Source organism: Dactylosporangium thailandense (assembly GCF_059739745.1).
This window is the reverse complement of the sequence record NZ_AP029195.1, coordinates 4,393,795-4,419,065: the sequence shown is the minus strand read 5'-3', so window position 1 is coordinate 4,419,065 and position 25,271 is coordinate 4,393,795. Positions and strand designations below refer to the sequence as shown.

Here is a 25,271-nt window from a genome sequence, read left to right as displayed (position 1 = left end):
CCGGAGTAGTACGGTCGGGGCTCACCCGCGGTGTCTCGAACCGCGTGACCGGAGGAGTCGGTGCAGGGATGACGGCGGGGCGACCGATGCCCACACAGGACGACGTGCTCGCGTACTTCGACACGCTGTCGAACTGGGGACGGTGGGGCGACGACGACGAGCTCGGGACGCTGAACCACATCACCGACGAGGTCCGGCTGGCGGCGGCGCGGGCCGTGCGCCACGGCAGGAGCGTGTCGTGCGCCTGGGAGGTGGCCGTCCCGGAAGAGATGGAGCGGTCGACGACGACGTGCCCGTGCGCCGCCGACATGCCGGGCGCCGAGCACATGCCGGTGCCCGCATTCCGCAACGACCGGCGCTGGGGCTTCTCCTCCGAGCGGCTCGGCATCACGTTCCACGGCAACACCCTGACCCACGTCGACTCGCCGTGCCACATCTTCTGGGACGGCACGATGTACAACGGGCGGTCACACGCGTTGGTCGATGCCGCAACGGGTTCGGCGTGGGCGGCCGTCACGGCGGCGGCGAACGGGATCGTCACGCGCGGTGTCCTGCTGGACATCGCGAGGGTCCGCGATGTGGCGTGGCTGGAGCCGGGGCAGGGCGTGTTTCCCGAGGATCTGGAGGAGGCCGAGCGTCGCCAGGGTGTGCGGGTGCGACCCGGCGATGCGGTACTTCTGCGGACCGGCTACGGCCGCGCCCGGCACGAGGCCGGTGCGGACGGCGGTTTCACGCAGGCCGGCTGGCACGCGTCCTGCCTGCCGTGGCTGCATGAGCGGCAGGTCGCGCTGATCGGCGCCGACACACCGCAGGACGTTCAGCCCTCGGGGTACGACGACGTGCTGATGCCGGTTCATGCCGTGAGTCTCGTCGCGATGGGCCTGTGGCTGCTCGACAACTGCGACCTGGAGGCGTGCGCGACCACGGCGGCCGAGCTCGGCCAGTGGGACTTCCAGCTCGCGGTCGCGCCGGTCCGATTCGCCGGCACGTCGGGCAGCCCGGTCAACCCGATCGCCACGTTCTAACCCGATGACTCACCCGGCAACGCGTCGCCTTCGGCGTAGATTGGTGGTTGGGCCTACGAGACGTGCGGGAGAGCCCAACTGGATGACAGTTGAGCTGAGAGGCTGAACACGACCGAGAGGTCGACCGGCGATCCCCACCACCTGATCCGGGCAATGCCGGCGAAGGGAAACCGCCTCGTAGGTCTTTCATTGTGCCCGGGCCACGGACGTGCGTGCTATCGGACGACGGCGACCGGGCAGTCGGCGTGACGGATGACGGCCTGGCTGACGGAGCCCAGCAGCAGCCCGGTGAAGCCGCCGCGCCCGCGGGACCCGACGACCAGCAGCTCCGCGCCGGCGGACCGCTCGGTGAGCACCGCCGCCGGGCGGCCGTGGACCACGGCGGTGCGCAGATCGACGTCGGGGTACTGCTCGGCCCAGCCGGAGAGCGACTCCACCAGCGTGCGGCGCTCGTCGTCGCGCGGCGTGTCCTGATCGCGGATCAGCGGCAGGATGTCGTCCGGCCTGGTGGGCTCCGGCCGCAGGTAGGCCAGGACGGCGGTGAGCCCGGCACCGCGGAACGACGCCTGCTCGAACGCGAACTGCAGTGCGCGCTCGGCGTCGTGGGATCCGTCGATGCCGACGAGGACGCGGCCGGCCTCGGGGCCGCCCGGCCGGGCGGAGTGGCGCACGATGACGACCGGGCAGGCGGCGTGGGCGGCGAGTTCGACGCCCACGGAACCGGCGAGCAGGCCGGTGAAGCCGCCGAGGCCGCGGTTGCCCACGACGACGGCGATGGCGTGCCGGGAGGCGGTCACGAGCGCGGCGGCTGCCTGCAGGGCGGGCGTGTCGGTGCTGATGTCGAGGTCCGGCGCGACGTCGCGGGCCCGGAAGACCGCCGCGCCGAGGATCTGCTCGGTGGACTCCCGCACGGCCTGCTCGTACGGTCGCGGCGGCGCCTGCGCGAACACCGGGGGCCACACGAACGCGTGCACGACGCGAAGCGGGCGGTGCCGGAGCATCGCGTCGGCGGCGGCCCACGCCACGGCGCTGAGACTGCTCGGTGAGCCGTCGACGCCGACGACCACCGCGTTGTCGGTACCCATGACACATGCCTCCCTCACACACGTGTGTGCGGCGTGCGTCAGTGGCGGGCGACGAGGACCGGGGCCGGGGCGTGGTCCAGCACCTGCTGGGTCACCGAGCCCATGGTGAGGTCGTCGAAGCCGCCCGTTCCGCGAGGACCGAGCACGATCATGAGCGCGTCGCGGCCCTCCGCGAGCAGCACCGGAGCCGGCGCACCGCGGACGGCGCGCAGGTCGACCGGCACGGTCGGGTACTTCGCCCGCCACGGTTCCAGCCCGGCGGCCAGCATGTCGTAGGCCCCGGCGGCGCATTGGGTGAGGTCCGTGGCCCGGCCCCAATGGTGGGCGGGCTCCTGCCAGGCGCGCACCGCGACCAGTGGCACACCGCGCGACATCGCCTCCGCGAACGCCAGCTCCACCGCGAACTCGGCGTGCGCGGAGCTGTCGGCGCCGACGACGATCGGCTGATGCTGCGGCAGCGGTACGTCCGGGCCGGCCCACCGCTCCGCATGGTGCACGACGAGCACGGGACAGTGCGCGTGCGCGGCCACCTGCAGGCCGACGGAGCCGATCCGCAGCGAGCCGAAGCCTCCCATTCCCCGGCTGCCCACCACGAGGAGCGAGGCGGACTGCGACTGGTCGAGGAGCACACGGGCCGGGCTGCCGCGCCAGGTGGAGGTGGTGACGTGCAGGCCGGGGTGCCAGGTGCGGGCCTCGGCCGCGGCGTGCAGGGCGACCTCGTGCTCGTCGGTCGCCCGTTCGAGGGCGCCCGCGACGGCGATCGCGTGGGTGACCCGCAGCGGCTGCCCGTGGCGCACCGCCTCGTCCACGGCCCAGCGGACCGCGCCGAAGCTGGCCGGCGAGCCGTCGACACCAACGGTCACCGGTCGGCGATTGGCGGTCATGACAACCTCCCGATGTCGGCGGATCCACCGCGGGGAAACTGCCTTCCACCTTCACCATGCCCCGGCGCGCGCCGCGGCGGCGAGGGGGCGTCCGGGTTGTTTCCGGAACGCCCCGGGTTCGCCGGCCGTGGCGGTTGCGGCGAGGTCGATGCGAGAAGGACACCGTCGCGTTTCCTTGGGGTTCGACAATTCAGTGATGCCAATGTCGAACCGTGGTTCGCCGCGCATCGTCGCGCTCCTGATGGTGCCGTTGCTGTTGCTGGCCGCCTTGGCAATCTGCTGCGGCAATGCCGGCTTGCAGTTTCGCGACAGGTCTCCGGGGCCGTCCGAGCCCGCCAGGCTGGCCTCGTCATCGGCCGTGATCGAAGCCGACCGGACGTCGACCGCGACACTCGACGCGCGAATGTCCGAAATCTTGGCCGTCGTCGGCCGGGCCGAGGCCACGGCGGTGACCGACGTGTGCGGCATCCGCTCGTCCGGCTCGATGTTCGGCGGGTCCTGGGTCGAGTGCCAGCGCGTGGTGACCGCGTACCTCGGCACCGCCGACATACCGGACAAAGCCGGCTGGGACCAGGGCCTTCAGCAAGCCGGTTGGTTCGCAAGCGGCGGGCAGTCCCAGCCGCCGCTGTACTACACCAAGAACGCCACCATCCAGATCGACTGGATGCGGCAGCCGGCGACGCCCGGCCCCATGCAGGGCGCCGGCGCGCTCACTGTGCGGTATTCCAACCCCGCCTATCGCGAGCAGAAGTCCGTCGATGTCGCGACGTTTTTCCCGCGGTACCAGTACGTGGTCATGGTCACCGTCAACGACGACTACTACCCCGTCCGCGCCATTCCCTCCTCACCGCCGCCCCAGAACGACCACGCTTGCTACACCGGCAGCGGCCGCTGTATCGGCGGCTGAGCGCACAAAGCACTTGGTGCAAAGCCGACAACGGTCGGATAGCCGACCTTCCCGGCATCCACCGCCCGACCGTGCGCCCGCCCGTATGCCACCAGACTTGATGACCATGAACGCGCCACACCAGCCGCCCTACCAGGGCGCTCCCTATACAAATTCGCCGTACCTGCCGGCGAGCCGCTCGCCGAGGCGCAGGAACGTCCTCGGCCTCGTGCTCGGCCTCGTCGGCGGGGTGTTCGTGCTCTGCCTCGTCCTCGGGGCGGTCCTCGTCCTCGCCGACGGCCGCGACGACAAGCCCACCACCAACTCGGCCTCCCCGGCGGCCACCCGCGCCGCGAACCCGGGCGGCGGCTACAAGCAGCCCACCGACCGGTGCGCGCTCGCCGACCCGAGCCTGCTCGGCCAGCGCGCCGGCACCGGCACGGGGGAGCCCCTCGAGGAGAAGACCAAGTACACCCTCAACGGCTGCGAGTACTCCCTCTCCGCCGCCGACGGCGCTCAGACGCTCAAGGTGTTCGCCAACGTCGACGACGACACCGCGGCCCGCTACCAGGAGTCCTCCGACGCGTACCCGAAGATCTCCGGCTTCAACGACGAGAAGGTCACCGGCTGCGGCTCGCAGGGCTTCTTCAGCAGGCGGCTCAGCGCGGGCGACAAGCGCCTCGAGGCGGTCCTCGTCTGCGTCGAGCAGAACCTGTACGTCGAGGTCCGATTCAACGCCGGCGGCACCGAGCCCTGGGACTCCGACGCCATGAAGACGAACATGACCACCCTCGCGAAGGGCGTGATGGCGAAGACCCCGAAGGCATGACGCTTGTCTGAGCCGAACGTGTCGCCGCCGGCCCGCGTGCGGCGACGCGTTCGGCGCCGCGCCGTTGCGAGGACGGGTACTCCATCGGCGGTACGCACGGCTCGGCTGCGGCGACCGCGGTACGTACGATCACCGCGGCTGGCCGACGACGTGGCACGGGCCTGGTCGCGACAGTGGAGGCGTTCTGCTCCACCGTGGCGTATGCCCAGGTGACCCTGCAGTCCGACGCAGACGTCGGAGGTGTCGAGAAGATCCTGGACCAGGCTCACCTCAGCGGGGTGGAGCTGACCTACGGCGGTACGGCGTTCGATCATCGGAGGCAGGTCCGCGAGGAGCGCGTCCGAATCGCCCGCGACCTCCGGGACGTCGTCGCCAACCACATCACGCTCGTCAACGCGCAGGCGGGCGTCGCGCACCACCTGCTGCGCACCGACCCGGACCGCGCCTACCAGGCCCTCGCCGGCATCAGGGACACCAGCCGGGCGACCGTCGGCCTGCTCCGTGCCGACGACGAGCCGGACAACCGGCAACCCGCACCCGGTTTCGCCGAACTCGACGCGCTGCTGGACGGATTCCGCCAGGCCGGGCTCGACGTCCGGGTGACCCGCAGTGGCGTCCCGCGACCACTCACCGGCACCGCCGACCTCGCCGCCTACCGCATCGCGCAGGAGGCACTGACCAACGCCCGCAAGCACGGTAGCGGAGGAGCCGTGGACCTGGACCTCACGTACAGCACCGACACCCTTGACATCACACTCGCCAATCCGGCTCGACCGGGCGTACAGGGGCCGGGCACGGGCCACGGCCTGATCGGCATGCGGGAACGCGCCGCGTCGGCAGGAGGCCGGTTTTCGGCCGCCATGACGGCCGGGCGATTCGTCCTCCACCTCAGCCTGCCGTTGGCGGCGGACTGACCGGCGGGCGGCGCGTCAGCCGCGCTGGCGAGCCGCCACCACCGCGCCGTGCAGCGTCTCGTGGAACGCCCGGCCGGCCGGGTCGTCGCCGAGCGCGAGGAACCAGGACGCGGCGCGGCCGCCGTCCCACCGAGCCTGGACGCTGACCCCGGTGTCGATGACGAGCCGCGGGTCCTCGCGCTGGATCGCGGCGATGTCGGCCAGGCGGGTGGACTTCACGACGACGCCGCGCTCGGCGCCGGCGGTGAGCACGATCAGGGCGTGCGGGAGCAGCAGCCCGATGGTGCGGTGCTCGGGCTCGCCGCGACGGAACAGCCCGCGTCGCTTGAGGCTGACCGATCGTGTGTCGACGCCGGCCACCGGGGCGACGGCGCCGAGCAGCCGCTCCTCGGCGTGGCGCTCGACGGCCTGGCGCAGGACGGGGTCGAGATCGGCGTAGGCGAGGGTCCGGCTGCTGCGGTCGTACAGGTGCATGGTCACGGCTCGTATGGTCCCGCCTTCCCGCCGATCACGCCGTCGCGGAGCGGACACCGCGCGGGTCGCCGCCGGACGGTTCACCCGATGGGCCGATCGGCGCCAGCTTCCGGGCGGCCAGGAGTCGGGGCCGGGTTCGGACGTTAGCCAGCGGTCGGTTCGGGTAGGGCGCGGCTTCGCTGAGCGTTTGGCCGTGGGGGGTCGAGTTGACCGAGACCAATACCGAGACCGAGACCAATACCAATACTGAGAACGAGACCGAGGCCGTTACTACGACCGAGACCGAGACTGAGCCCGAGACCGATACTGAGATCAGTGCGGAACTGGAGCCGGCGGTCGCACCGCGGCCGGCTCGCCGTCGAGAGCTGTGGCTGTCCGTGGCCGTGGCGGCCGTGGTGCTGACCGCCGGCGGATTCGTCACGTACGGGTTGGCCAAGCCGGTGCCGGTGCCGCAGATCGTGCAGACCGTCGCGCAGACGTACACGATCCCGGGCGCCGCGCCGGCGATGCCGTGGCCGAAGGCCGGGCAGGCGGCGGTCGACATCGACGGACTCGGACGGGTGGGCACCTCCGGCGGTGCACGACCCGTGCCGATCGCCAGCGTCGCCAAGGTGATGACCGCGTACCTCATCCTGCGGGACCATCCCATGCGCCTGGACGAGGACGGCCCCACGCTGACCGTCTCGGCCGAGGAGGCCGCGACCTACCCGTCCCAGTTCTCCTCCGGCGAGTCGGTGGTCAAGGTGGTGGCCGGCGAGACACTCACCGAGCGGGAGGCGCTCGTGGCCCTGCTCCTGCCCTCGGCCAACAACATCGCCCACATCCTGGCCCGGTGGGACGCCGGCGACGACGCCGCGTTCGTCACCAAGATGAACCAGGCCGCGGCCCAGCTCGGGATGGCGAACACGCACTACACCGACCCGTCCGGACTCGAAGCGGCCACCGTCAGCACCGCCGCCGACCAGGCCACCCTGGGCCGGCTGGCGATGCAGATGCCGGTGTTCGCGCAGATCGTGGCGATGCCGCAGGCCGCGCTCCCCGTCGTCGGGCAGGTCAGCAACGTCAACACGCAGCTGTACCAGGACGGGATCATCGGCATCAAGACCGGGTTCACCGACGAGGCCGGCGGCTGCCTGCTCTTCGCGGCCGAGATCTCCGCGGAGGGTCACCGGTACAAGGTCGTCGGCGCCGTGCTCGCACCCGGTCCGAACATGACGGACGCGTTCGAGGCCGCCCGTCGCCTGATCCAGGCCAGCGGCGGCCTGCTGCACCGGTACCGGGTCGTGGCCGCCGACGACGTCGTGGCGACCGTCCGCGGGGCGATGGGCAGGAGCACGACGCTCGTCCCGGGCGGCGACGTGAACGTGCTCGGCTGGCCCGGCCTGACCTACCGGATCGAGATGCTGGGCAGCGTGCGGGGCCGCGTCGCGGCGGGTGCCGGGGTCGGCGCGCTCAAGCTCACCGCCTCGGACACAACCATGACCGCCGCCCTCCATGCCACGCACACGCTGAAGCCGCCCAGCAAGTGGGAGCGCATCACGCACGTGTGAGCGGTCGAATCACGGATTCGGCACAAGACCGGCCGAGCGTGCGGACGGTGTCGACGCGGCGACCGCGAGGACCCCGTTGATCAGGGGCAGGGCGAGCGTCGCACCGGACGCCATGCCGAGGCGCATGCCCAGGTCGAGCAGGGGCTCGAGGCCGAGACCGGCGAGCAGGGCGCGGTGGGCGGGCTCGGTCGAGCGGTGTGCGGCCACGAGGTAGCCGGCCGCCGTAGGGCACAGCCGCACCGCGAGGAGGGCGGCGACCGCGGTCATGGTTCCGTCGATCACGACCACTTGGCGCCGTCCGGCGGCGGCGAGGATGACGCCCACGTTGGCGGCGATCTCGAAGCCGCCGAGGGCCGCGAGCAGGGCCAGCGGGTCGTCGGCGGGGACGTCGGCGTGGCGGGCGAGGGCGACGTCGACCAGGTGTCGTTTGCGCGCGACGACGTCGGCGGGGACGCCGGAGCCGGCGCCGACGACGTCGGCGGTGGCGATGTCCAGCAGCCGGGCGGTGAGCGCGGCGGCCGGGGTGGTGTTGCCGACGCCCAGTTCGCCGATCGCGAGCAGCCCGGCGTCGGCGAGCCGCTCGGTGGCGTACCGCGCGCCGCCGAGCACGGCCCGGACCGCCTGCGCCGGCGCCATCGCCGCGTGCCGGGTGATGTCGCCGGTGCCGGTTCCTATTTTGTACCGCTGGTCGCCGACGGCCTCGGACAGCCCGACGTCGGCGCACTCGACCCGGGCCGGGACCCGCGCGGCGAGGGTGCAGACGGGTGCGTGGCCGGCACGGATCAGCTCGAGGACGCGGGCGGTGTAGCCGTGGCGGTACACCGACGTGCCGTGCCGGGCGACGCCGTGGTCCCCGGCGAGGACGCTCACCACGGCCGGGAGCGGCCCCGGCGCGGCGTCCCGGCGGATGCCCGCGACGCGGTGCGCGACGGCGTCGAGGGCGCCGAGGGCGTCCGGCGGCCGGGCCTGGGCCCGCTGGCGGAACTGGGAGTGGCGCGCGCTTCGCGGGTCCGGCGGGGTCACCGCCGCGCACAGGGCGTGCACGGCGGCGAGGTCCGGCTCAGGCATGGCTCCTCAGCCCGGCCAGCCGGTCGGCGATCGCCGCGATGCCCTCCGCGAAGCGGGCGTTGGTGAAGTGCTGCTCGACGCGGGCACGGGCGGCCGCGCCGCGGCGGGCTCCCTCCGCCGGGTCGGCCAGCGCCGCGGTGAGCGCGGCGGCGAGGTCGCGGGGGTCGAGCACCCGCGCGCCCGACGGGCCGGTGACCGGCACGGGCCATCCGTAGCGGGCGTCGGGCACCAGCTCGCGCAGCGAGTCGACGGCGGTGCACACCACCGGCCGCGTCAGGGCCATCATCTCGGCGCAGACGTAGCAGAAGGACTCCCAGAGGCTCGGCACCACGGCGACGTCGGCGACCGACATCCAGCTCAGCGCGGCCCGCCGCGAAATGTCGCCCAGGAACGTGACCCGGTCGGCGACCCCGAGCTCGCCGGCGAGGCGGCGCAGCGCCGGCTCCTCGGGGCCGACCCCGACCAGCGCCAGGTGCATGGCGGTGTCCGGCGCGTGGACGTCGGGCAGCGCCCGCAGGAGCTCGGCGAAGCCCTTGACCGGCACGAGCCGGCCGCAGGCGACGAGCAGCGACGTGTCCGGCCGCCCGGCGAGCAGCTCGGCGCGCAGCCGCGGGCCGTCCTGGGCGGCGCGCACGGCGTCGATCTCGGCGAGGTCGACACCGAGGTGGACGACGCTGTGCGGGGCGGTGCTGTGCGGGTAGTAGCCGGTGATGGCGTCGCTGAGCGCCTGGCTGATGAAGGCGGTGTGGTCGCAGCCGGTCACCGCCTTCTCCTCCAGCAGGACCAGGTCGCGCCGGTCGCCGGAGACGCCGGTCGTCACGTGGTGGGCGTCGCGGTCGTACGGCACGATCGCCCGGAAGTCCTGGAGCAGGATGTTGACGGTCGCGACGCCGTGGCGGCGGGCGAACATCGTCGCCTCGGGGTGGCAGAACAGGTCGGGCAGGAGCACCACGCCGGGCGGGCCCAGCTCGTCGGCGAGGGCCTCGGCCGCGGCGTAGAGCCGGCGGTGGCTGCGCACGCTCTGGTCGGCCAGGCCGGACTCCTCGTTGTAGACCAGGCCGGTGGCGGCACGGTGCACCGTCACGCCGTCGATGTGCTCGCGGGAGTCGCGGTCGGTGCCGGGGAGGGTGGACACGACGACGACCCGCCGGCCGAGCGCGGCCAATCCGGCGGCGAGGTTGCGGGCGACGGTGCTGGTGCCGCCGACCGTGTTCGGCGGGTACTCGCGGGAGAAGACGAAGGCGTGGCTCATCGCGCGGCACCTGCCGTTCGGTCGGGGAGTCGGGGAAGTCCGAGCACGGTGTGCAACTGGGCGGCGGTCGCGTCGACGGCCGCGGTGCCGGCGGCGACGGCGTGGTGCCACGACACGATGGCGTCGGCGCTGCCGTCGAGGTCGAACCGGTGCTGCCAGCCGAGTGCCGCCGCGGCCCGCCGGCCGTCGAGGCGCAGGACGCCGTCCTCGGCGAATCCGGGCTCGCGGCCGGCGACGACCGGCACGCCGGTGCCGCCGTGCCGGGTCCACGCGGCGATGAGGGCGTCGACCAGTTCCCGCACGCTGGCGCCGTTGCCCGGCGGCGCGAAGTTGTAGACCTCGCCGGGGGCGACGGCGCCGGAGCCGAGGCCGTCCATGAGGCGCAGCAGGCCGTGCACGACGTCCAGGACGTGCTGCCACGGCCGCACGGCGTCCGGGTTGCGCAGCCGGATCGGCTGCCCGGCGGCCAGGGCCGCGAGCGTGTCCGGCACGAGCCGGTTCGCCGCGTGATCGCCGCCGCCGATGATGTTGCCGAAGCGGATCGAGCCGGCGGCGACCGGCAGCCGGGCGGTGCGGTACAGCTCCTGGTAGGCCTCGAACACCAGCTCGGCGCCGGCCTTGGAGACGCTGTAGGGGCAGCCGCCGCCGAGCTCGTCGATCTCCCGGTACGGCCACGGCCAGGCCCGGTTGCGGTAGCACTTGTCGGAGGTGACGTGCAGCAGCACCGGTGGCGCGCACAGCCGCACGGCCTCGAGCACGTTGACCGAGCCGATCACGTTGGTGGTCAGGGTCGTGCGCGGGTCGGCGAGGCCGACGCTGACGAGCGGCTGGGCGGCGAGGTGGACGACGGCGTCGAATCGGCCGTCGCGCATGACGTCGTGCAGCGCCTCGAAGTCGCGGATGTCGCCGGTGACCCCGGTGACGCCGAGGGCCGCCAGCTCCGCTGCCCGGGCCCGGGTGTGCGGGGTGTCGTCGGTGGCGTAGCCGACCACCTCGGCGCCGCCGGCGAGCAGTGCGGTGCTCAGCCAGGAGCCGACGAAGCCGCTGTACCCGGTGACGAGCACGCGCGTTCCGGCGCGGTCGGTGCGGAGTCTGACATCGGGGCGGGGGTGTTCCAGATCTGCGTTCACGGGTCATTCCCCTTGACCGTTCGCAATGGGACGGCGGCCTTACGTGCTGCATGTCCGGACCAGACCGTAGGGGAGATCCACACTCCGTCGCAAGTACTGAGCGGATCTGTGCAACTGCATTGCGTGAGGTCCTTCGGCACCGAACGGCATTCGGTAGCGACGTTCCGTAGCGCGAAATCGGGCGAGTTCCCCTCATATTCCCCGCCGGCGGGGCATCTTCGGTGATCAAGGTTGCTGATGGTGAGGAAGCCCGACGACTCCGGAGAGTTCGATAGTTGCAAAAATTGGTTGGATAGTTGCCATGCTCGGTCGCATCTCGGTAGGGTCACTCGGGCCGACGGCGGGAGACATTGGCGGCCGTGGATTGATGCTCCCGTTTCCGATATCGCTGCCGGCTCCCTGCGAATGGCTCAGCCGGACGTGGTGCCGCACCCCGAAACCCTGCCAGCGCGGCGAACGAGGAGATGTGATGCGCGAGGTCCGGCGGTTGTTCGCCGTGCTGCCGCGGGGCGACCGTGCCCTCGCGGCCGCCTGGTGGGGGCTGGTCGCGTTCGGCGGCCTGCTGCCGTCGGCGTTCAGCGTGACGGTCGGCGTGCTGGTTTCGGCGCTCCAGCGCGGGGACAGCCCGCGGACACCGCTGGTGTTGCTCGGGGCGGTGTTCGTCGCCGGTCTGGTGCAGGCGCCGATCCTGAGCCAGGTCGGCGCGAACCTCGGCGACCGCGTCGCGCTGCACCTGCACCGGCAGCTGCTGGTGGCCGCGACCGCCCCGCAGGGCGTCGAGCACCTGGAGTCGCACGAGCGGGCCGGCGACCTGGCGGTCGCGAGAGACTTCGACACCGGCATGTCCGGGCCGCAGCTGTCGCTGTCGCTCGGCATCATCTCCGGTGGGCTGGTCATGATCATCACCGGCGTGATCCAGGCGTTGCTGCTGTTCGGGCTGGCCTGGTGGGCGCCGCTGCTCATCGGCGCGGCCTGGGCCTCGACCCACGTACTCCTGCGCGAGAGCACCTCGTGGGACCTCACCCAGGACGAGGTCCGGGCCAGCCAGCAGCGGGCCGAGTACACCTACAGCCTGGGCGTCGCCGGCCCGGCGGCGAAGGAGATCCGGGTCTTCGGTCTCACCGACTGGCTCGTCGGCCGGTTCGTCACGAGCCGGCGGGACCTCGTCGACCGGCGGCTGCATTCCACGCGGGTGCGGCAGCGCCCGCTGCGCTGGGCGCTGCTGATCCTGCTCGCGGCCAACGCCGTGCTCTTCTGGTGGATCGCCCGGCAGGCGGGCGCGGGCCACATCGACAGCGGCCGGGTCGTCGTGTTCGCCCAGGCCGCCGTCGGCGCCAGCCTCATCGCGTTCGGCGGGTTCAACTGGGCCCTCGCGCTGGCCGCCGACAACGTCGAGTCGGTGCTGCGCGCCGAGCGGGGCATGGCCGAGACCGGTGCGCTGCCGTCCGGCACGCGGGACGCCGGCGGTCTGCCGGCCGCCGAGATCCGGTTCCGCGACGTGCGGTTCACCTACCCGGGCCAGGACCACGAGGTGCTGTCCGGCCTGGATCTGGTCATCCCGGCCGGCACGTCGCTCGCCGTCGTCGGGCTCAACGGCCAGGGCAAGACCACGCTCATCAAGCTGTTGTGCCGCCTGTACGACCCGACGTCCGGGCAGATCCTGGTGGACGGCAAGGACCTGCGGGAGTACGACGTCACCTCGTGGCGGCGCCGGCTCACCGCGGTCTTCCAGGACTTCGCCCGGTACGAGCTGCCGCTGCGGGAGAACGTCGCGCCGCTCGGAGCACCGGACGAGGTGGTGCTGGACGCGCTCGCCGACGCCGGCGCCGCCGACCTGCGCCGGCTCGACACGGTGCTCGCCCCCGGCTACGACGACGGCACCGACCTGTCCGGCGGCCAATGGCAGCGGGTGGCGATCGCCAGGGCCCTCGCGGCGGTACGCCAGGGCGCCGGGGTGGTCGTGCTCGACGAGCCGACGGCACAGCTCGACGTCCGCGGCGAGGCCGAGATCTTCGACCGGGTCCTGGCCGCCACCCGCGCCTGCACCACGCTGCTGATCTCGCACCGGTTCTCGACCGTGCGGCACGCGGACCGGATCTGCGTGCTCAGCGACGGCCGGGTGGCCGAGCTCGGCACCCACGACGAGCTCATGGCGCTCGGCGGCAGCTACCGCGTCATGTTCGACATGCAGGCGTCCCGGTTCGACGAGGAGGACACGCACCGTGCCAGCCGCTGACCAGTTGCCATCGTCGCTGAGGTCGTTGGCCCTGTCGTTGCGGCTGGGGCTGCGGGCCCAGCCCGTGCTCATGGTGGCGGCGTTCGCCGTGACCGTGCTCGGGGCCGCGCCCGACGCGCTGCTCGCCCTGGCGCTGTCGCGGCTCGTGGCCGCCACCGCCGACGGCGACGCGCGCCGGATCGCCTTCGCCGCCGCGGCCCTCGCCGCCCTCGTGACCGCGACCTGGCTGCTCGGCCTCGGCGCGGGCCGGATCAACACCCGGCTGACCGACCGCGCGGCCGTCGACGTCGAGTCGTACATGGTGCAACTGCACGCCAGGATCCCGACGATCGAGCATCACGAGCGGGCCGAGTACGTCGACCGGCTCGCGCTGCTGCGCGACCACGCGTCGGCGCTCAGCCAGCTGTACCAGATGCTCTTCTCCAATCTCGGGGTCGTGCTGCGGCTGTTCATCACCGTCGGCCTGCTCGCCTCGATCCGCCCCTGGCTGCTGCTGCTCGTGCTGCTGGCGATCCCGCCGGTGCTCGTGTCGGACTGGCGCGGCAAGGTGGAGAAGCGGGCCGAGGAGGCCGGGGCGCAGGCCGAGCGGCGGGCCCGGAGCCTCTTCCTGCTCGGCACCACCCCGCAGGCGGCCAAGGAGGTCCGGGTCGGGCGGCTGCAGGAGCGTCTCGTGGAGCTGGCCGAGACCTCGTGGTTCGCGCGGTACCGGGGGATGGCCCGGGCCCGGTCGGTGTCGGCGGTGTGGCTGTCGGTGGCCTACGCGATCCTCGGTGCCGCCCTGGTCGCCAGCGTCGCGTTCGTCGCCACCGGCCCCGACGCCGCCGCGGCCGCCGTGCTGACCCTCGCCGCGGGCAGCCGGCTGTCGCAGTACCTCGGCCAGGCCGTCCGCGACATCCACCTGTTCCGGCTCATCTGGCTCGACGGCGCCCGCCGGCTCGCCTGGCTCGACGACTACGCCCGCGCCGCGGGGCACGCCGGCGACGGCCCGCCGCCCGATGCGCTGCGCCGGGGCATCCGGGTCGAGGACCTCACGTTCCGGTATCCGGGCGCCGACCGCGACGTGCTGGAGCACGTGACGCTGGACCTGCCGGCCGGCGCCGTCGTGGCGATCGTCGGCGAGAACGGGGCCGGCAAGTCGACCCTCGTGAAGCTGCTGTGCCGGTACTACGCCCCCACCGCCGGGCGGATCACCGTCGACGGCGCCGACCTCGCGGCCATCGCGCCGGCGGCCTGGCAGGAGCGCGTCGCCGGGACCTTCCAGGACTTCGTCAAGTTCGAGTACCCGGTCCGGGAGGCGGTCGGCGTCGGCGACCTGCACCGCGACGACCCGGACGCGCTGCCGGACGCCCTGGCCCGGGCCGGCGCGACCGACCTCGTCGCCGGCCTGCCGCACGGCCCCGACACGCAGCTCGGCGCGACCTGGGCCGGCGGCGTCGACCTGTCGCACGGGCAGTGGCAGAAGATCGCGCTGGCCCGCGGGTTCATGCGGCGCGACCCGCTGCTGCTCGTGCTCGACGAACCGTCCTCGGCCCTCGACGCCGTCGCCGAGTGGGAACTGTTCGAACGCTACGCCGCCGCGGCCCGGGAACCCGCCGCCGGCGAGTCGGGACGCATCACGCTGCTCGTCTCGCACCGGTTCTCCACCGTGCGGATGGCCGACCTGATCGTGGTCATCGACGACTCCCGCCTGGTGGAGCACGGCACCCACCAGGAGCTCATGCGGCGCGACGGCCTGTACGCGGAGCTGTACAACATCCAGGCCGGCGCCTATGCCGACAGCCAGCCGGGTGCGCGCGCGTGAGCGCCGTGCCGATCGTGTTCGCGGTCGACGACTCGTACCGTGTGCCGCTGCTCGTCGCCCTGGAGTCGCTGTGCGTCTCGCAGCCCGCCGGGGCGCGCGGGCTCACGGTGGTCGTGCTGCACGAGGGGCTGGACGAGCGGACCCGGGCCGACATCGCCGCCGTCGCCGCCGACCACGACCTCGATCTGGTGCTGCGCCGCGCGGAGCTGCCGGACCTGCCGTACAACACGGCCTTCGGCGGCGCCCGGGCCAACTATCTGCGGCTGGCGATCCCGGCCGCCGTCGCGGCCGCCGGCCGGGCGGTGTATCTCGACGCCGACATCGTCGTGCGCGGCGACCTGCGTCCGCTGCTCGACGCCGACCTGCGGGGCCTGCCGTTCGGCGCCGTGCAGGACACGGTCAACCCGACGCTGGCGGACGGCCGCGCCCTGCCCGGCTGGCAGGAGCTCGGGCTGGACGGCGACCGGGCGTACTTCAACAGCGGAGTCATGGTCTTCGACATCGCCGAGTGCCGGCGCGACGGGCTCTTCGAGCGGGCCTTCCGGGCCGTCGCCGAGCATCCCCGGCATCTGCGGCTGTGGGACCAGGACGCGCTGAACCTCGCCGCCCGCGACCGCTGGCACCGGCTGCCCCGGCGGTTCAACACGATTCCGCTGTCGGCGCTGCGCCGCACCCCGTGGATTCGGCTGCCACCGGAGCGCCTGCCCACCGACGCGGCCCTCGCCGCCGAGGAGGCCGACGCCGTCGTCATGCACTACGTCTCGCCGTCCAAGCCCTGGCGGGGCCTGCTGCCGGCCGGACCGGCCGCGGACACCTACAGCCTGCACCTCCACGCCGTCACCCGGCGCGTGGCCGGTACCACGAGAAAGGGAACCTGATGAGCGACCGTCAGAAGATCGTGGACACCATCACCGAGCACCTTCGGACCGTGCTGACCGACGTCGGCGACGGCCCCATCGCCGAGGACCGCGACCTGCGCGACTTCGCGGGGTTCGACTCGCTGGGGATCCTCGAGACGCTGGTCTGGCTGGAGTCCACGTTCAGCGTCACCATCCCCGACGAGGAGCTGGTGGTCGACGACTTCGCCGCCGTGGGGAAGATGGCCGACTACGTGCAGAGCAAGGCCGGCTGAGCGGCCCGGCGAGCACGGGGGAAGTCCGGTGAACCTCCACCTTCTTCCTGGTCCGGCGCCGCTGCGCACCGTTGTGGTCGGCGCCGGGGGCATGGGCATGACCTGGCTGCGGGCCGTGCAGTCGCATCCCGGCTTCGACCTCGTCGGCATCGCGGATCTCGACGAGCGCCGGGCCCGGGGCGCGGCGATCCGGCTGCGCCGCCCGGACCTCACGGTCACCGGCGACCTCGCCGGGCAGCTGGCCCAGGCGCCCGACGTGTGCGTCAACATCACCCCGCCCGCCGCGCACTTCGCGGTGTCCTCCGCGGCGCTGTCGGCCGGCCTGTCCGTGCTGTCGGAGAAGCCGTTCGCCGCGACCCTCGGGGAGGCCGTCGCGCTGACCCGGCTGGCCGGCGAGCGCGGCCGCCTGCTCATGATCGCGCAGTCGCGGCGCTACGAGCCGGGCCTTGAGCGGCTCCGGGACGTGGCGCGCACCCTCGGCCCGCTGGGCCTGGTGAGCGTCGAGTTCCATCGGGCGTACCGCGACGCCGGTTTCCGCCTCGCCATGGACCATCCGCTGCTGCTCGACATGGCGCCGCACACCTTCGACGCGGTCCGGTTCGTGACCGGGGAGCGGCCGGTCGCGGTCACGGCAACCGAGTACAACCCGCCCGGCAGCTGGTACGCCGGGCCCGCCGCCGCCATCGTGGCCGTCGAGTACACCAACGGCGTCCACCTCGGGTACACGGGCTCGTGGTGCTCGGAAGGACTGGAGACGTCGTGGACGGGCCGGTGGCGGGTGTCCGGCAGCCACGGCAGCGCCGCCTGGGACGGCGAGACCGCCCCCGTCGCCGAGCTCCGTGCGGACCTGCCTCCGGCGGCCGCCGCGACGACGGAGCCAGGCCAGGCATCCGCGGACCCGGCCGCTCTGGTCACGGCCGCGCTCGACGAGTTCGCGGCGGCGCTGCGGGGCGGCCCGCCGCCCTGGGGCGAGGCGTCGGACAACCTGCTGACGTTCGCCACGGCCCAGGCCGCGATCGAGTCGGCCCGGCGCGGCGCGCGGGTCGAGGTCGACGAGCTGCTCGCGCGGCACGGGGCCGAGCTGGGGCAGAAGGCGGCGCGCTGATGCTGCGGCTGGCGTTGGTCCAGGAACGAGCGGCGTTCAACGACGCGGACGCGAACCTGGCGGCCGGGATCGCCGCGTGCCGGCGCGCCCGGGCCGCCGGCGCCGACCTCGTCGTCTTTCCCGAGCTGTGGCAGATCGGGTACGCCGCCTGTCCCGACGGCACGCAGCGCGACGCCTGGCTCGCCCGGGCCGAGCCGCTCGACGGCCGCTGGGTCGGCGCGTTCCGCGAGCTGGCCGCATCGGCCGGGATCGCCGTCGCGGTCACCTTCCTGCGGCGCACCGACGCGGGCCCGGCCAACGCGACCGCCGTCATCGGCAGCGACGGCGCACTGGCACTCGTGCACGACAAGGTCCACGTCTGCGACTTCACGTGGGAAGCCGTACTGCGGCCCGGGGCCCGGTTCCGAGCCGCCCCGGTGCGCACGCGCGCCGGCCCGGTCCGCATCGGCGTGATGACCTGCTTCGACCGCGAGTTCCCCGAATCGGCGCGGTCGCTGGCACTCGACGGTGCCGAACTCATCCTCAGCCCCAACGCCTGCCTCATCTGTGACGACCGGCTCGGTCAGCTCCGGGCCCGCGCGTTCGAGAACATGCTCGCCGTGGCGATGGCCAACTATCCGCGACCGTTCATGAACGGCCGCTCGGCGGTCTTCGACGGCATCGCCAGCGCGGCCGACCGGCCCCGCGACCACCAGATCCTCGTCGCCGGCGCCCGGCCCGGCCTGCTCGTCGCCGACGTCGACCTCGACGCGTTGCGCCGCTACCGCGCCCAGGGCCTGTGGACCCACGCGCGGCGCCGGCCCGACGCGTACCGCAACCTGGCCAGCAATCCGTCCATGCCCCAGAAAGGCGGTGACCCATGCGAGTACTCGGTCTCGGCGGATCACACCACGACTACGGCGCCTGTCTCGTGCGGGACGGTGTCGTCGTGTCGGCCGTGGAGGAGGAGCGGCTGACCAGAGTGAAGATGGCCTTCGGGCTGGGTCCCCGGCTGGCCAAGGCCGAGGCGGTGGACTACGTGCTGCGCGAGGCCGGCCTCGGCATCGGCGACGTCGACCTCATCGTCGCCAACGACTTCCTCAACCCCGTGTACGCGGCGCGGTTCGCCGACCGGGTGCACTGGATCGGCCACCATCTCTCGCACGCCGCGAGCACGTTCTACACCTCGCCGTTCGAGGAGGCCGCGGTGCTGGTCCTCGACGGCCGCGGCAGCGACGTCGGCACCGACGCCGGGCTGTGCTGCGAGACCACGACGTCCTATCGCGCGGACCCGTCCGGGCTGCGCCCGCTCGCCGCCCACGCGGGCCGGGTCACCCTCGCCGACGAGCGGTCGGTGGACCCCTGCGAGGACTCGATCGGCTGGATGTACGAGCTCGTGTCGCGCGAGATCGGCTTCGGCGGCCCGGGCGGGCAGGGCGCCGGCAAGACGATGGGCCTGGCGGCCTACGGCGGCCCCCGGTACGTCGACGCCATGCGCGAGTGGTTCAGCCTGTCCGACGGCCGGTTCCGCCAGTCGACCGAGCAGCAGATCGCCATGCGCCGGCACATCGTCTCCGAGCTCGCCGGGGCGGGGGAGCGGGGCCGCGACGAGGTCCGCGCCGACCTCGCCCACGCCGTGCAGCACCACGTCGAGCGCATCATCGTCGAGCTGGCCCGATGGCTGCACAAGCAGACCGGACAGTCACGGCTGTGCCTGGCCGGCGGGGTCGCGCTCAACAGCGTGGCGAACTTCAAGATCCTCGAGGAGACGCCGTTCGAGGAGGTGCACATCGTGCCGGCCGCGGGCGACAGCGGCACCTCGCTCGGCGCCGCCCTCTACGGCCACTACGTGCACGGCGGTGCCGGGTGGACCCCCTTGACCGAGCCCTTCACGCCGTACCTCGGCCGGGAGTACGGCACCGCCGACATCGACGCGGCCCTGGACGCCGTGTCCGACCGGGTGAGGGTCAGCCGCCCCGCCGAGCTTCTCGTGAGCGTCGCCCTGCGGCTGGCCGCCGGTGACGTCGTCGGCTGGTTCCAGGGGCGCTCCGAGATCGGGCCGCGGGCCCTGGGCAACCGCAGCATCCTCGCCGACCCGCGACCGGCCTGGATGAAGGACCGGATCAACGAGAAGGTCAAACATCGCGAGCCGTTCCGTCCGTTCGCGCCGATCGTCCGGCAGGCCCGGCAGGCGGAGTTCTTCGGCACCGACATCCCCGTCCACTACATGCTGCTGGTGGCGCCGGTCCTGGAGCACAAGCGCCAGCAGATCGCGGCGGTGACCCACGCCGACGGTACGGCCCGGCTCCAGACCGTGACCGCCGCGCTCAACCCGAGACTCGACGCGCTCCTGGCCGCCTTCGAACGGCTGACCGGGGTACCGGTGCTGCTCAACACCTCGTTCAACGACAACGACGAACCGATCGTCGAGTCGCCGGTCGATGCCCTGCGCTGCTTCCTCAACACCGACCTCGACGCCCTCGTCCTCGGTGACACCCTGGTCACCAAGGTGCCGGCGCCGTGACCGGCCGCCTGTTCGCGGCGCTGGGCGACCGGCTCGCCGGCCAGGTCGTCGCCTCGGCCCGCGGTGAGGTGCCCGGTGCGCGGGTCCGGGCCGGCGCCGAGCGGCTCGCCGCCTGGCTCGACGGGCTCGACGGGCTCGACGGACACGGCCAGGCGCGGGGCCCGTTGGTCGCCGTGTGCGGGACCGCGGTCGGGACGCTGGTCGCCACCCTCGCGGGCGACCTCGCCGCGGTGCCGGTCGTCCACGTCGACCCGCTCGATCCGGCGCCGCCCGCCGGGCTGCGGGTCGGCGACCAGCCCGGCCCGGCCGAGGGCGCCTACCGCGACCCCGAGCTCGGCGTGTACGCGGACCGGGGCACTGCCGGCGACGCCCCGGCCCCTGCGGCCCCGCACACCCAGACCTTCCTCACCTCCGGGTCGACCGGAGCCCCGACCGGCGTGGTCCGGGGCGCCGACGCGATCCTCGCCGACGGCCGCCGAGTCGCGCAGTTCCTCGGCTACCGGCCCGGGAGCCCGGTCGTCGTCGCGGTGCCGCTGCACCACGCCTACGGCTTCAACTACGGCCTCGTCGCCGCGGTCCTGGCCGGCTCCGGCATCTACCACTGCGGGCCGCGGACGATCCCGTCGCAGCACGCTCGGGCCGCGGCACGGACCGGCGCGCGGGTCCTCATCGCCCACCCGGCGCACTACCGGACCGCGGCGCAGGAGGCGGTCCGGGTCGGTGGGCCGGTGCTCGGCCCGTTCGAGCGCGCCGTGTCGGCCGGTGCGCCGCTGCCGCCCGGAGCGGCCCGGGACATCGCGCGATGGCATCAGCTCAGGCTGTACAACTGCTATGGCTCTTCGGAGGCCGGGGCGATCACCCTCAGTCCGGCCGACGGCACCGAGGCGCCCGGCGACATCGGCGTGCCGCTTCCCGGTGTGGAGGTCCGGCTCGGCGAGCGGCACGGCGACGTCGGCTGCGAGCTGCTGGTGCACACGTCCTCGCTCGCGGACGGCTACCTGGGGGCGGACGGTGTGCGCCCGCTGCGCCTCGACGACGGGTGGCTGCGCACCGGCGATCTGGCCGAGCTCGACGGTGGCCGCATCCGGCTGCGCGGCCGCATCGCGTCGGTCATCAACGTCGACGGCGAGAAGGTGAACCCCGAGGAGGTCGAGCGGGTCCTGGCCGCCCACCCGGCGGTGGCGGACGTCGACGTGCGGGGCGAGCCCGACCTCCTGCGCGGGCAGGTGCCGGTGGCGCACGTGGTGCTGCGCGCGGCCGTCCCGGACGCGGACCTGCTCGCCTGGTGCCGCGCCCGGCTGGCGCCGGCCAAGGTGCCGCGCCGCTTCCAGGCGCACGCCGAGCTGCCGCGCACCGCGACCGGCAAGCGCATCCGGCACGACCGGTGAGCCACGACCGGTGATCGCTGCCGCGGCGGTGCGGCACTGCACGAGGACAACGTTTCCGAGTCGACCGAAAGGACTGGCGACATGCGGGTGCTCGGCCTTGGTGGGTCGCATCACGACTTCTGCGCGTGCCTGGTGGAGGACGGCGAGGTGATCGCGGCGGTGGAGGAGGAGCGGCTGACGCGGGTGAAGCAGGCGTTCGGCCTGGGCCCGCGGCTGGCCCGCTGCCTGGCCGCCGACGCGGTGCTGCAGGAGGCCGGGCTCGGGATCGACGACGTCGACCTGGTCGTGGCCAACGACTTCCTCAACCGGGTGTACTCGCTGCGGTTCGACAACCGCGTGCACTGGATCGGCCACCATCTGTCCCACGCCGCGAGCACCTTCTACACGGCGCCGTTCGACAGCGCGGCCGTGCTGGTGCTCGACGGTCGCGGCAGCGCGGTCGAGGGCCCGGACGGGCTGCGCGGCGAGACCATCACCCACTACGCCGCGGACTCGGACGGGCTGCGGACCGTCCGTCAGCAGCTCGGCCGGGTGACCCTGACCGACGTGCGCATGGAGGACCCCAACGAGGACTCCGTCGGCTGGATGTACGAGGCGGTCTCCAAGGCGATCGGGTTCGTCTCCCGGCGCACCGGCATGGGGGAGCCGGGCAAGACGATGGGCCTGGCCCCGTACGGCGGCCGGCGGTACGTCGACGCGCTCGCGGAGACGTTCCACCTCGCCGACGGCGAGTTCCGCCAGTCGTACGCGCAGCAGGACGCGCTGCGCGAGCTCATCGCGGGGGAGCTGGCGAAGGCGCCCGACGAACGCTCGCGGGAGGCCGTCCGGGCGGACTTCGCGTTCGCGGTCCAGGCGAATACGGAACGCATCGTGCTCGAGCTGGCGCGGTGGCTGCACGAGGCGACCGGCGAGCGGCGGCTGTGCCTGGCCGGAGGGGTGGCGCTCAACAGCGTGACCAACTACCGGCTGCTGACGGAGACGCCGTTCGAGCAGGTGCACATCGTGCCGGCGGCGGGCGACAACGGCACCGGGCTGGGTGCGGCCCTGTACGGCTACCACGAGATCGGCGGCCACCCGCGCAAGGACACCCGCACGCCGTTCTCGCCGTACCTCGGCCCGCGGCACGGCACCGCCGACATCGACGCGGCCATCGAGCAGTACCGGCGGCAGCTGCGCGTGGAGCACCCCGACGAGCTGTTCGACCACGTCGCGGCGCAGCTCGCGGACGGGGCGATCGTCGGCTGGTTCCAGGGGCGCTCCGAGATCGGGCCGCGGGCGCTGGGCAACCGCAGCATCCTCGCCGACCCGCGACCCGCCGGGATGAAGGACCACATCAACGCGAAGGTCAAGCACCGCGAGGCGTTCCGTCCGTTCGCCCCGGTCGTGCTGGAGAGCCGGCAGGCCGAGTTCTTCACCTCCGACGCGCCGAACTACTACATGCTGCTGGTGCCGGACGTGCGGCCGGAGCACCGGGCCACGATCGCCGCGGTCACCCACGTGGACGGCTCCGCGCGCATGCAGACCGCCAGCCCCCGGCTCAACCGGCCGCTGTGCGACCTGCTGGCCGCCTTCGACCGGATCACCGGGGTGCCGGTGCTGCTCAACACGTCGTTCAACGACAACGACGAACCGATCGTGGAGACGCCCCAGGACGCCATCCGATGCTTCCTCAACACGGAGATGGACCTGCTCGTCCTCGGCGAGACGGTGCTGCGCAGGAGCGGTGCGGCATGACGGCCGTCCCGCGCCCGCCGGTGGTGCTGTTGTGCGGCGGCCTCGGCCTGCGCCAGCGCACCGACACCGACGACCTGCCCAAGGCCCTGCGCCCGCTGCCGGACGGGCAGCCGTTGCTGCTGCACATCATGGAGTACTACCGCGGCTTCGGCTGCACGGAGTTCGTTCTCTGTGTCGGGTACCGCGCCGAGGCGATCCGCGAGGTCGTACGGCGCGCCCACCCGGTCTCCGGCGGGCTGCGGATCACGTTCGTGGACAGCGGGGCGGAGGCGGGCAAGTGCGTGCGCCTGCTGGACGCCCGGCCGCACGTGGGCCGGCGCCGGTTCCTGCTCGGCTACAGCGACGTGCTGTCCAGCCTCGACCTCGACGACCTGATCCGCACCCATCAGGCCGGACGCGGCCTGGTCACGCTGGTCGCCACCCGGGTCCGTTCCCGGTACGGCGTCGTGCGCTTCGGCGAGCGGACGCTGGTGACGGCCTTCGACGAGAAGCCGGTCGACGACACGCTCATCTCGGCCGGGTACTTCGTCTGCGAGCCCGAGCTGTTCGCCGAGCTGTCACCGGGCGCGTCCTTCGAGCGCGACGTGCTGCCACGGCTCGCCGCGCGGCGCACGCTGCACGGGTTCCGGCATGACGGCATGTGGGTCGGCCTCGACACGTACAAGGACTTCCTGGAGGTCGAGTCGCTCGTGCAACGAGAGGGGGCGGCGTGGCTGACCCGGGTTTGACGCGCCTGTTCGTCGCCCAGCACGAGCGGCCGCCCGGTGCCGCGGCGCTGGACTTCGCCGCCCTGTCGCCCTACCACCGGTGCCTGCTCATCACCGACGGGACCGTGACCAGCCTCCTCGAGGCGTACGCGCTGGAGGCGGTGCGCACCCGCTGCCTCGACCGCGCCGCCGGCCGGCTCACGCCGGTGCAGCAGCGGTGGCTGCGCGTCGATGCCGGGGCCGCGACCCTGGCCCGCCGGGTCGTGATCGAGGGGGTGCGGTCCAACGCGGCCTATCTGTCGGCCTCGTCGGTCCTGATCCCCGACCGGCTGCCCCCGGACTTCGTGGAGGCGCTGGCGCACGAGCACGCCAGCATCGGCAGCGCCCTGATCGGCGCCGCCGTCGAGCACCGGCGAGAGCTGCTGTGGTTCGACCGGCCGGCGGGGACGGTGGCCAGCCGCACGTACCGCGTCTTCATCCAGGGCCGGCCCGCCCTGCTGATCACCGAGGAGTTCCTGCGATGAGCCCCGTGACCGATCCCTCGGTGACCCTCGTGGACGGGTTCGTGCCGGTCATCGACCTGGCGACGGCGCAGGGCCCGTCGCCGCGCCGGCTGGCCGCCGCCCGCACGCTCGGCCGGGTCTGCGCGACCAGCGGATTCTTCGCCGTCGTCAACCACGGCATCCCGGCCGCCACCACGGCGGCCCTGCAACAGGCGACGCGCGCGTTCTTCGCCCTGCCCGCCGAGCAGAAGGAGGCGCTGCGGGTGGACCCCACCGACCCGCTGATGCGTGGCTACGGCCGGGAGACGGAGCCGGCCATCCAGCGCGAGCAGGGACCCGGCGGCAGCCAGCTGGAGACGTTCGTCGTCAACCGGCTCGGCGAGCCGCTGCCGGCACCGCTGCGGCCGGCGAACGGGGACGAGGCGCTGTGCGCGGCGAACCGGTGGCCGGCGCTGCCCGGCTTCCGTGAGGCCTTCCTGGCGTACTTCGCCGAATCCGAGCGCCTCGCCGCGCAGATCATGGGGCTGTTCGCGCTGGCGCTGGACCTGCCCGAGGACTGGTTCGAGGACAAGTTCGCCGCGCACGCGACGAGCATGGCCGCGAACCGGTATCCGGGTCAGCCGGGACGCCCGGCCAAGGACCAGCTGCGCAAGGGCGAGCACACGGACTGGGGGACGCTGACGATCCTGCTCAAGGACGAGGCCGACGCCGGCCTGCAGGTCCTCGACCGGGACCGGCGGTGGGTGAACGTGCCGTCGGTGCCGGGCTCCCTCGTCGTCAACATCGGCGACCTCATGGCCCAGTGGACGAACGGCCGGTGGGCGAGCACCGTGCACCGGGTCGTGCACACCGGCGACGACACGGGACACGACGACCGGTACTCGGTGGCCTTCTTCCACCAGCCGAGCTACGACGCCCTCATCGAGTGCATTCCCAGCTGCGTGACCGAACAGCACCCGGCCCGCCACGCGCCGGCGACGTTCGGCGACTACCTGACCGCGAAGATGCGCCGGGCCTACCTGCACCGGCGCATCGCGGAGAACCTGCGGGCGCCGCGGTGATCCG

At 73.3% G+C, this 25,271-nt stretch carries 23 protein-coding genes; 17 read left to right on the top strand and 6 right to left on the bottom strand.

Translation table 11 applies throughout. From position 1 onward, the window contains the following. The first annotated feature begins 86 nt into the window (after nucleotides 1–86). The gene (locus AC6JBM_RS19050; RefSeq protein ID WP_497984926.1) at nucleotides 87–1,025 is read left to right on the top strand and encodes a cyclase family protein; all 939 of its coding nucleotides are present in this window, start codon (nucleotides 87–89) and stop codon (nucleotides 1,023–1,025) included. Between the two features lie 215 nt (nucleotides 1,026–1,240). On the opposite strand, the gene AC6JBM_RS19045 is transcribed toward AC6JBM_RS19050, so the two are convergent. Both AC6JBM_RS19045 and AC6JBM_RS19040 read right to left on the bottom strand, forming a co-directional pair. Further along, nucleotides 1,241–2,110, bottom strand: a complete 870-nt coding sequence (locus tag AC6JBM_RS19045) for a universal stress protein (protein ID WP_497984925.1) — start codon at nucleotides 2,108–2,110, stop codon at nucleotides 1,241–1,243. A 38-nt stretch (nucleotides 2,111–2,148) separates the two neighbouring features. Then, nucleotides 2,149–2,994 (bottom strand): universal stress protein, encoded by an 846-nt coding sequence (locus AC6JBM_RS19040; protein ID WP_497984924.1) that lies wholly within the window; start codon nucleotides 2,992–2,994, stop codon nucleotides 2,149–2,151. Between the two features lie 196 nt (nucleotides 2,995–3,190). Between AC6JBM_RS19040 and AC6JBM_RS19035 the strand changes: the two genes are divergently transcribed. From AC6JBM_RS19035 to AC6JBM_RS19025, 3 genes are all read left to right on the top strand, one after another. Continuing rightward, entirely contained in the window at nucleotides 3,191–3,901 is a 711-nt protein-coding gene (locus tag AC6JBM_RS19035) for a hypothetical protein (RefSeq protein ID WP_497984923.1), read from the top strand. A 208-nt stretch (nucleotides 3,902–4,109) separates the two neighbouring features. Continuing rightward, nucleotides 4,110–4,709, top strand: coding sequence for a hypothetical protein (locus AC6JBM_RS19030; protein WP_497984922.1), 600 nt, complete (start codon nucleotides 4,110–4,112; stop codon nucleotides 4,707–4,709). Nucleotides 4,710–4,882: 173 nt separating this feature from the next. Beyond that, nucleotides 4,883–5,623 (top strand): sensor histidine kinase, encoded by a 741-nt coding sequence (locus AC6JBM_RS19025; RefSeq protein WP_497984921.1) that lies wholly within the window; start codon nucleotides 4,883–4,885, stop codon nucleotides 5,621–5,623. Nucleotides 5,624–5,638: 15 nt separating this feature from the next. On the opposite strand, the gene AC6JBM_RS19020 is transcribed toward AC6JBM_RS19025, so the two are convergent. Beyond that, complete coding sequence (locus AC6JBM_RS19020) at nucleotides 5,639–6,103, bottom strand: hypothetical protein (RefSeq protein WP_497984920.1); 465 nt, start codon at nucleotides 6,101–6,103, stop codon at nucleotides 5,639–5,641. 200 nt (nucleotides 6,104–6,303) lie between these two features. Between AC6JBM_RS19020 and AC6JBM_RS19015 the strand changes: the two genes are divergently transcribed. Beyond that, the gene (locus AC6JBM_RS19015; RefSeq protein WP_497984919.1) at nucleotides 6,304–7,647 is read left to right on the top strand and encodes a D-alanyl-D-alanine carboxypeptidase family protein; all 1,344 of its coding nucleotides are present in this window, start codon (nucleotides 6,304–6,306) and stop codon (nucleotides 7,645–7,647) included. A gap of 9 nt (nucleotides 7,648–7,656) precedes the next feature. Here the strand turns inward: AC6JBM_RS19015 and AC6JBM_RS19010 are convergent, their stop codons facing one another. Genes AC6JBM_RS19010 through rfbG form a run of 3 tightly spaced genes read right to left on the bottom strand, consistent with a single transcriptional unit; the run spans nucleotide 7,657 to nucleotide 11,097 of the window. Then, the gene (locus AC6JBM_RS19010; RefSeq protein ID WP_497984918.1) at nucleotides 7,657–8,715 is read right to left on the bottom strand and encodes a nicotinate-nucleotide--dimethylbenzimidazole phosphoribosyltransferase; all 1,059 of its coding nucleotides are present in this window, start codon (nucleotides 8,713–8,715) and stop codon (nucleotides 7,657–7,659) included. After that, a complete protein-coding gene (locus AC6JBM_RS19005; RefSeq protein WP_497984917.1) occupies nucleotides 8,708–9,967 on the bottom strand; it encodes a glycosyltransferase family 4 protein in 1,260 nt (419 codons plus the stop codon). Before AC6JBM_RS19005 ends, AC6JBM_RS19010 begins: the two co-directional genes overlap by 8 nt. Continuing rightward, nucleotides 9,964–11,097, bottom strand: a complete 1,134-nt coding sequence (gene rfbG, locus AC6JBM_RS19000) for a CDP-glucose 4,6-dehydratase (protein WP_497984916.1) — start codon at nucleotides 11,095–11,097, stop codon at nucleotides 9,964–9,966. Before rfbG ends, AC6JBM_RS19005 begins: the two co-directional genes overlap by 4 nt. Before the next feature lie 469 nt (nucleotides 11,098–11,566). Between rfbG and AC6JBM_RS18995 the strand changes: the two genes are divergently transcribed. The 12 genes from AC6JBM_RS18995 (at nucleotide 11,567) to AC6JBM_RS18940 (ending at nucleotide 25,267) form a co-directional block, all read left to right on the top strand. Next, entirely contained in the window at nucleotides 11,567–13,333 is a 1,767-nt protein-coding gene (locus AC6JBM_RS18995) for an ABC transporter ATP-binding protein (RefSeq protein WP_497984915.1), read from the top strand. A 25-nt stretch (nucleotides 13,334–13,358) separates the two neighbouring features. Beyond that, nucleotides 13,359–15,134 carry an ATP-binding cassette domain-containing protein gene (locus tag AC6JBM_RS18990; protein ID WP_497984914.1) on the top strand — a complete coding sequence of 592 codons (1,776 nt, stop codon included), beginning with the start codon at nucleotides 13,359–13,361 and terminating at the stop codon, nucleotides 15,132–15,134. Continuing rightward, the gene (locus AC6JBM_RS18985; RefSeq protein WP_497984913.1) at nucleotides 15,131–16,012 is read left to right on the top strand and encodes a glycosyltransferase family 8 protein; all 882 of its coding nucleotides are present in this window, start codon (nucleotides 15,131–15,133) and stop codon (nucleotides 16,010–16,012) included. Before AC6JBM_RS18990 ends, AC6JBM_RS18985 begins: the two co-directional genes overlap by 4 nt. After that, nucleotides 16,012–16,266: an acyl carrier protein gene (locus tag AC6JBM_RS18980; RefSeq protein ID WP_350611435.1), complete on the top strand. Its 255-nt coding sequence runs from the start codon at nucleotides 16,012–16,014 to the stop codon at nucleotides 16,264–16,266. The genes AC6JBM_RS18985 and AC6JBM_RS18980 overlap by 1 nt, the downstream gene beginning before the upstream one ends. A gap of 28 nt (nucleotides 16,267–16,294) precedes the next feature. Beyond that, on the top strand, nucleotides 16,295–17,371 hold the full coding sequence (locus AC6JBM_RS18975) for a Gfo/Idh/MocA family protein (RefSeq protein WP_497984912.1): 1,077 nt from the start codon (nucleotides 16,295–16,297) through the stop codon (nucleotides 17,369–17,371). Beyond that, nucleotides 17,371–18,327 carry a carbon-nitrogen hydrolase family protein gene (locus tag AC6JBM_RS18970; protein WP_497984911.1) on the top strand — a complete coding sequence of 319 codons (957 nt, stop codon included), beginning with the start codon at nucleotides 17,371–17,373 and terminating at the stop codon, nucleotides 18,325–18,327. The genes AC6JBM_RS18975 and AC6JBM_RS18970 overlap by 1 nt, the downstream gene beginning before the upstream one ends. After that, nucleotides 18,231–19,874 (top strand): carbamoyltransferase family protein, encoded by a 1,644-nt coding sequence (locus AC6JBM_RS18965; RefSeq protein WP_497984910.1) that lies wholly within the window; start codon nucleotides 18,231–18,233, stop codon nucleotides 19,872–19,874. The genes AC6JBM_RS18970 and AC6JBM_RS18965 overlap by 97 nt, the downstream gene beginning before the upstream one ends. Continuing rightward, complete coding sequence (locus tag AC6JBM_RS18960; protein WP_497984909.1) at nucleotides 19,871–21,262, top strand: class I adenylate-forming enzyme family protein; 1,392 nt, start codon at nucleotides 19,871–19,873, stop codon at nucleotides 21,260–21,262. Before AC6JBM_RS18965 ends, AC6JBM_RS18960 begins: the two co-directional genes overlap by 4 nt. Nucleotides 21,263–21,343: 81 nt before the next feature. Then, on the top strand, nucleotides 21,344–22,996 hold the full coding sequence (locus AC6JBM_RS18955) for a carbamoyltransferase family protein (protein WP_497984908.1): 1,653 nt from the start codon (nucleotides 21,344–21,346) through the stop codon (nucleotides 22,994–22,996). Continuing rightward, nucleotides 22,993–23,724 (top strand): sugar phosphate nucleotidyltransferase, encoded by a 732-nt coding sequence (locus tag AC6JBM_RS18950; RefSeq protein WP_497984907.1) that lies wholly within the window; start codon nucleotides 22,993–22,995, stop codon nucleotides 23,722–23,724. Before AC6JBM_RS18955 ends, AC6JBM_RS18950 begins: the two co-directional genes overlap by 4 nt. Next, a complete protein-coding gene (locus tag AC6JBM_RS18945) occupies nucleotides 23,706–24,227 on the top strand; it encodes a chorismate--pyruvate lyase family protein (RefSeq protein ID WP_497984906.1) in 522 nt (173 codons plus the stop codon). The genes AC6JBM_RS18950 and AC6JBM_RS18945 overlap by 19 nt, the downstream gene beginning before the upstream one ends. Next, nucleotides 24,224–25,267 carry an isopenicillin N synthase family dioxygenase gene (locus AC6JBM_RS18940; RefSeq protein WP_497984905.1) on the top strand — a complete coding sequence of 348 codons (1,044 nt, stop codon included), beginning with the start codon at nucleotides 24,224–24,226 and terminating at the stop codon, nucleotides 25,265–25,267. Before AC6JBM_RS18945 ends, AC6JBM_RS18940 begins: the two co-directional genes overlap by 4 nt. The last annotated feature ends 4 nt before the right edge of the window (nucleotides 25,268–25,271 follow it).

What these genes read in the sequence shown, in the direction of transcription:
- AC6JBM_RS19050 (WP_497984926.1), top strand. Translation starts at nt 87, where the DNA reads ATGCCCACACAGGACGACGTGCTCGCGTACTTCGACACGCTGTCGAAC.
- AC6JBM_RS19045 (WP_497984925.1), bottom strand. Translation starts at nt 2,110, where the DNA reads ATGGGTACCGACAACGCGGTGGTCGTCGGCGTCGACGGCTCACCGAGC.
- AC6JBM_RS19040 (WP_497984924.1), bottom strand. Translation starts at nt 2,994, where the DNA reads ATGACCGCCAATCGCCGACCGGTGACCGTTGGTGTCGACGGCTCGCCG.
- AC6JBM_RS19035 (WP_497984923.1), top strand. Translation starts at nt 3,191, where the DNA reads ATGCCAATGTCGAACCGTGGTTCGCCGCGCATCGTCGCGCTCCTGATG.
- AC6JBM_RS19010 (WP_497984918.1), bottom strand. Translation starts at nt 8,715, where the DNA reads ATGCCTGAGCCGGACCTCGCCGCCGTGCACGCCCTGTGCGCGGCGGTG.
- AC6JBM_RS19005 (WP_497984917.1), bottom strand. Translation starts at nt 9,967, where the DNA reads ATGAGCCACGCCTTCGTCTTCTCCCGCGAGTACCCGCCGAACACGGTC.
- AC6JBM_RS18995 (WP_497984915.1), top strand. Translation starts at nt 11,567, where the DNA reads ATGCGCGAGGTCCGGCGGTTGTTCGCCGTGCTGCCGCGGGGCGACCGT.
- AC6JBM_RS18980 (WP_350611435.1), top strand. Translation starts at nt 16,012, where the DNA reads ATGAGCGACCGTCAGAAGATCGTGGACACCATCACCGAGCACCTTCGG.
- AC6JBM_RS18970 (WP_497984911.1), top strand. Translation starts at nt 17,371, where the DNA reads ATGCTGCGGCTGGCGTTGGTCCAGGAACGAGCGGCGTTCAACGACGCG.
- AC6JBM_RS18965 (WP_497984910.1), top strand. Translation starts at nt 18,231, where the DNA reads ATGCGAGTACTCGGTCTCGGCGGATCACACCACGACTACGGCGCCTGT.
- AC6JBM_RS18955 (WP_497984908.1), top strand. Translation starts at nt 21,344, where the DNA reads ATGCGGGTGCTCGGCCTTGGTGGGTCGCATCACGACTTCTGCGCGTGC.
- AC6JBM_RS18950 (WP_497984907.1), top strand. Translation starts at nt 22,993, where the DNA reads ATGACGGCCGTCCCGCGCCCGCCGGTGGTGCTGTTGTGCGGCGGCCTC.
- AC6JBM_RS18940 (WP_497984905.1), top strand. Translation starts at nt 24,224, where the DNA reads ATGAGCCCCGTGACCGATCCCTCGGTGACCCTCGTGGACGGGTTCGTG.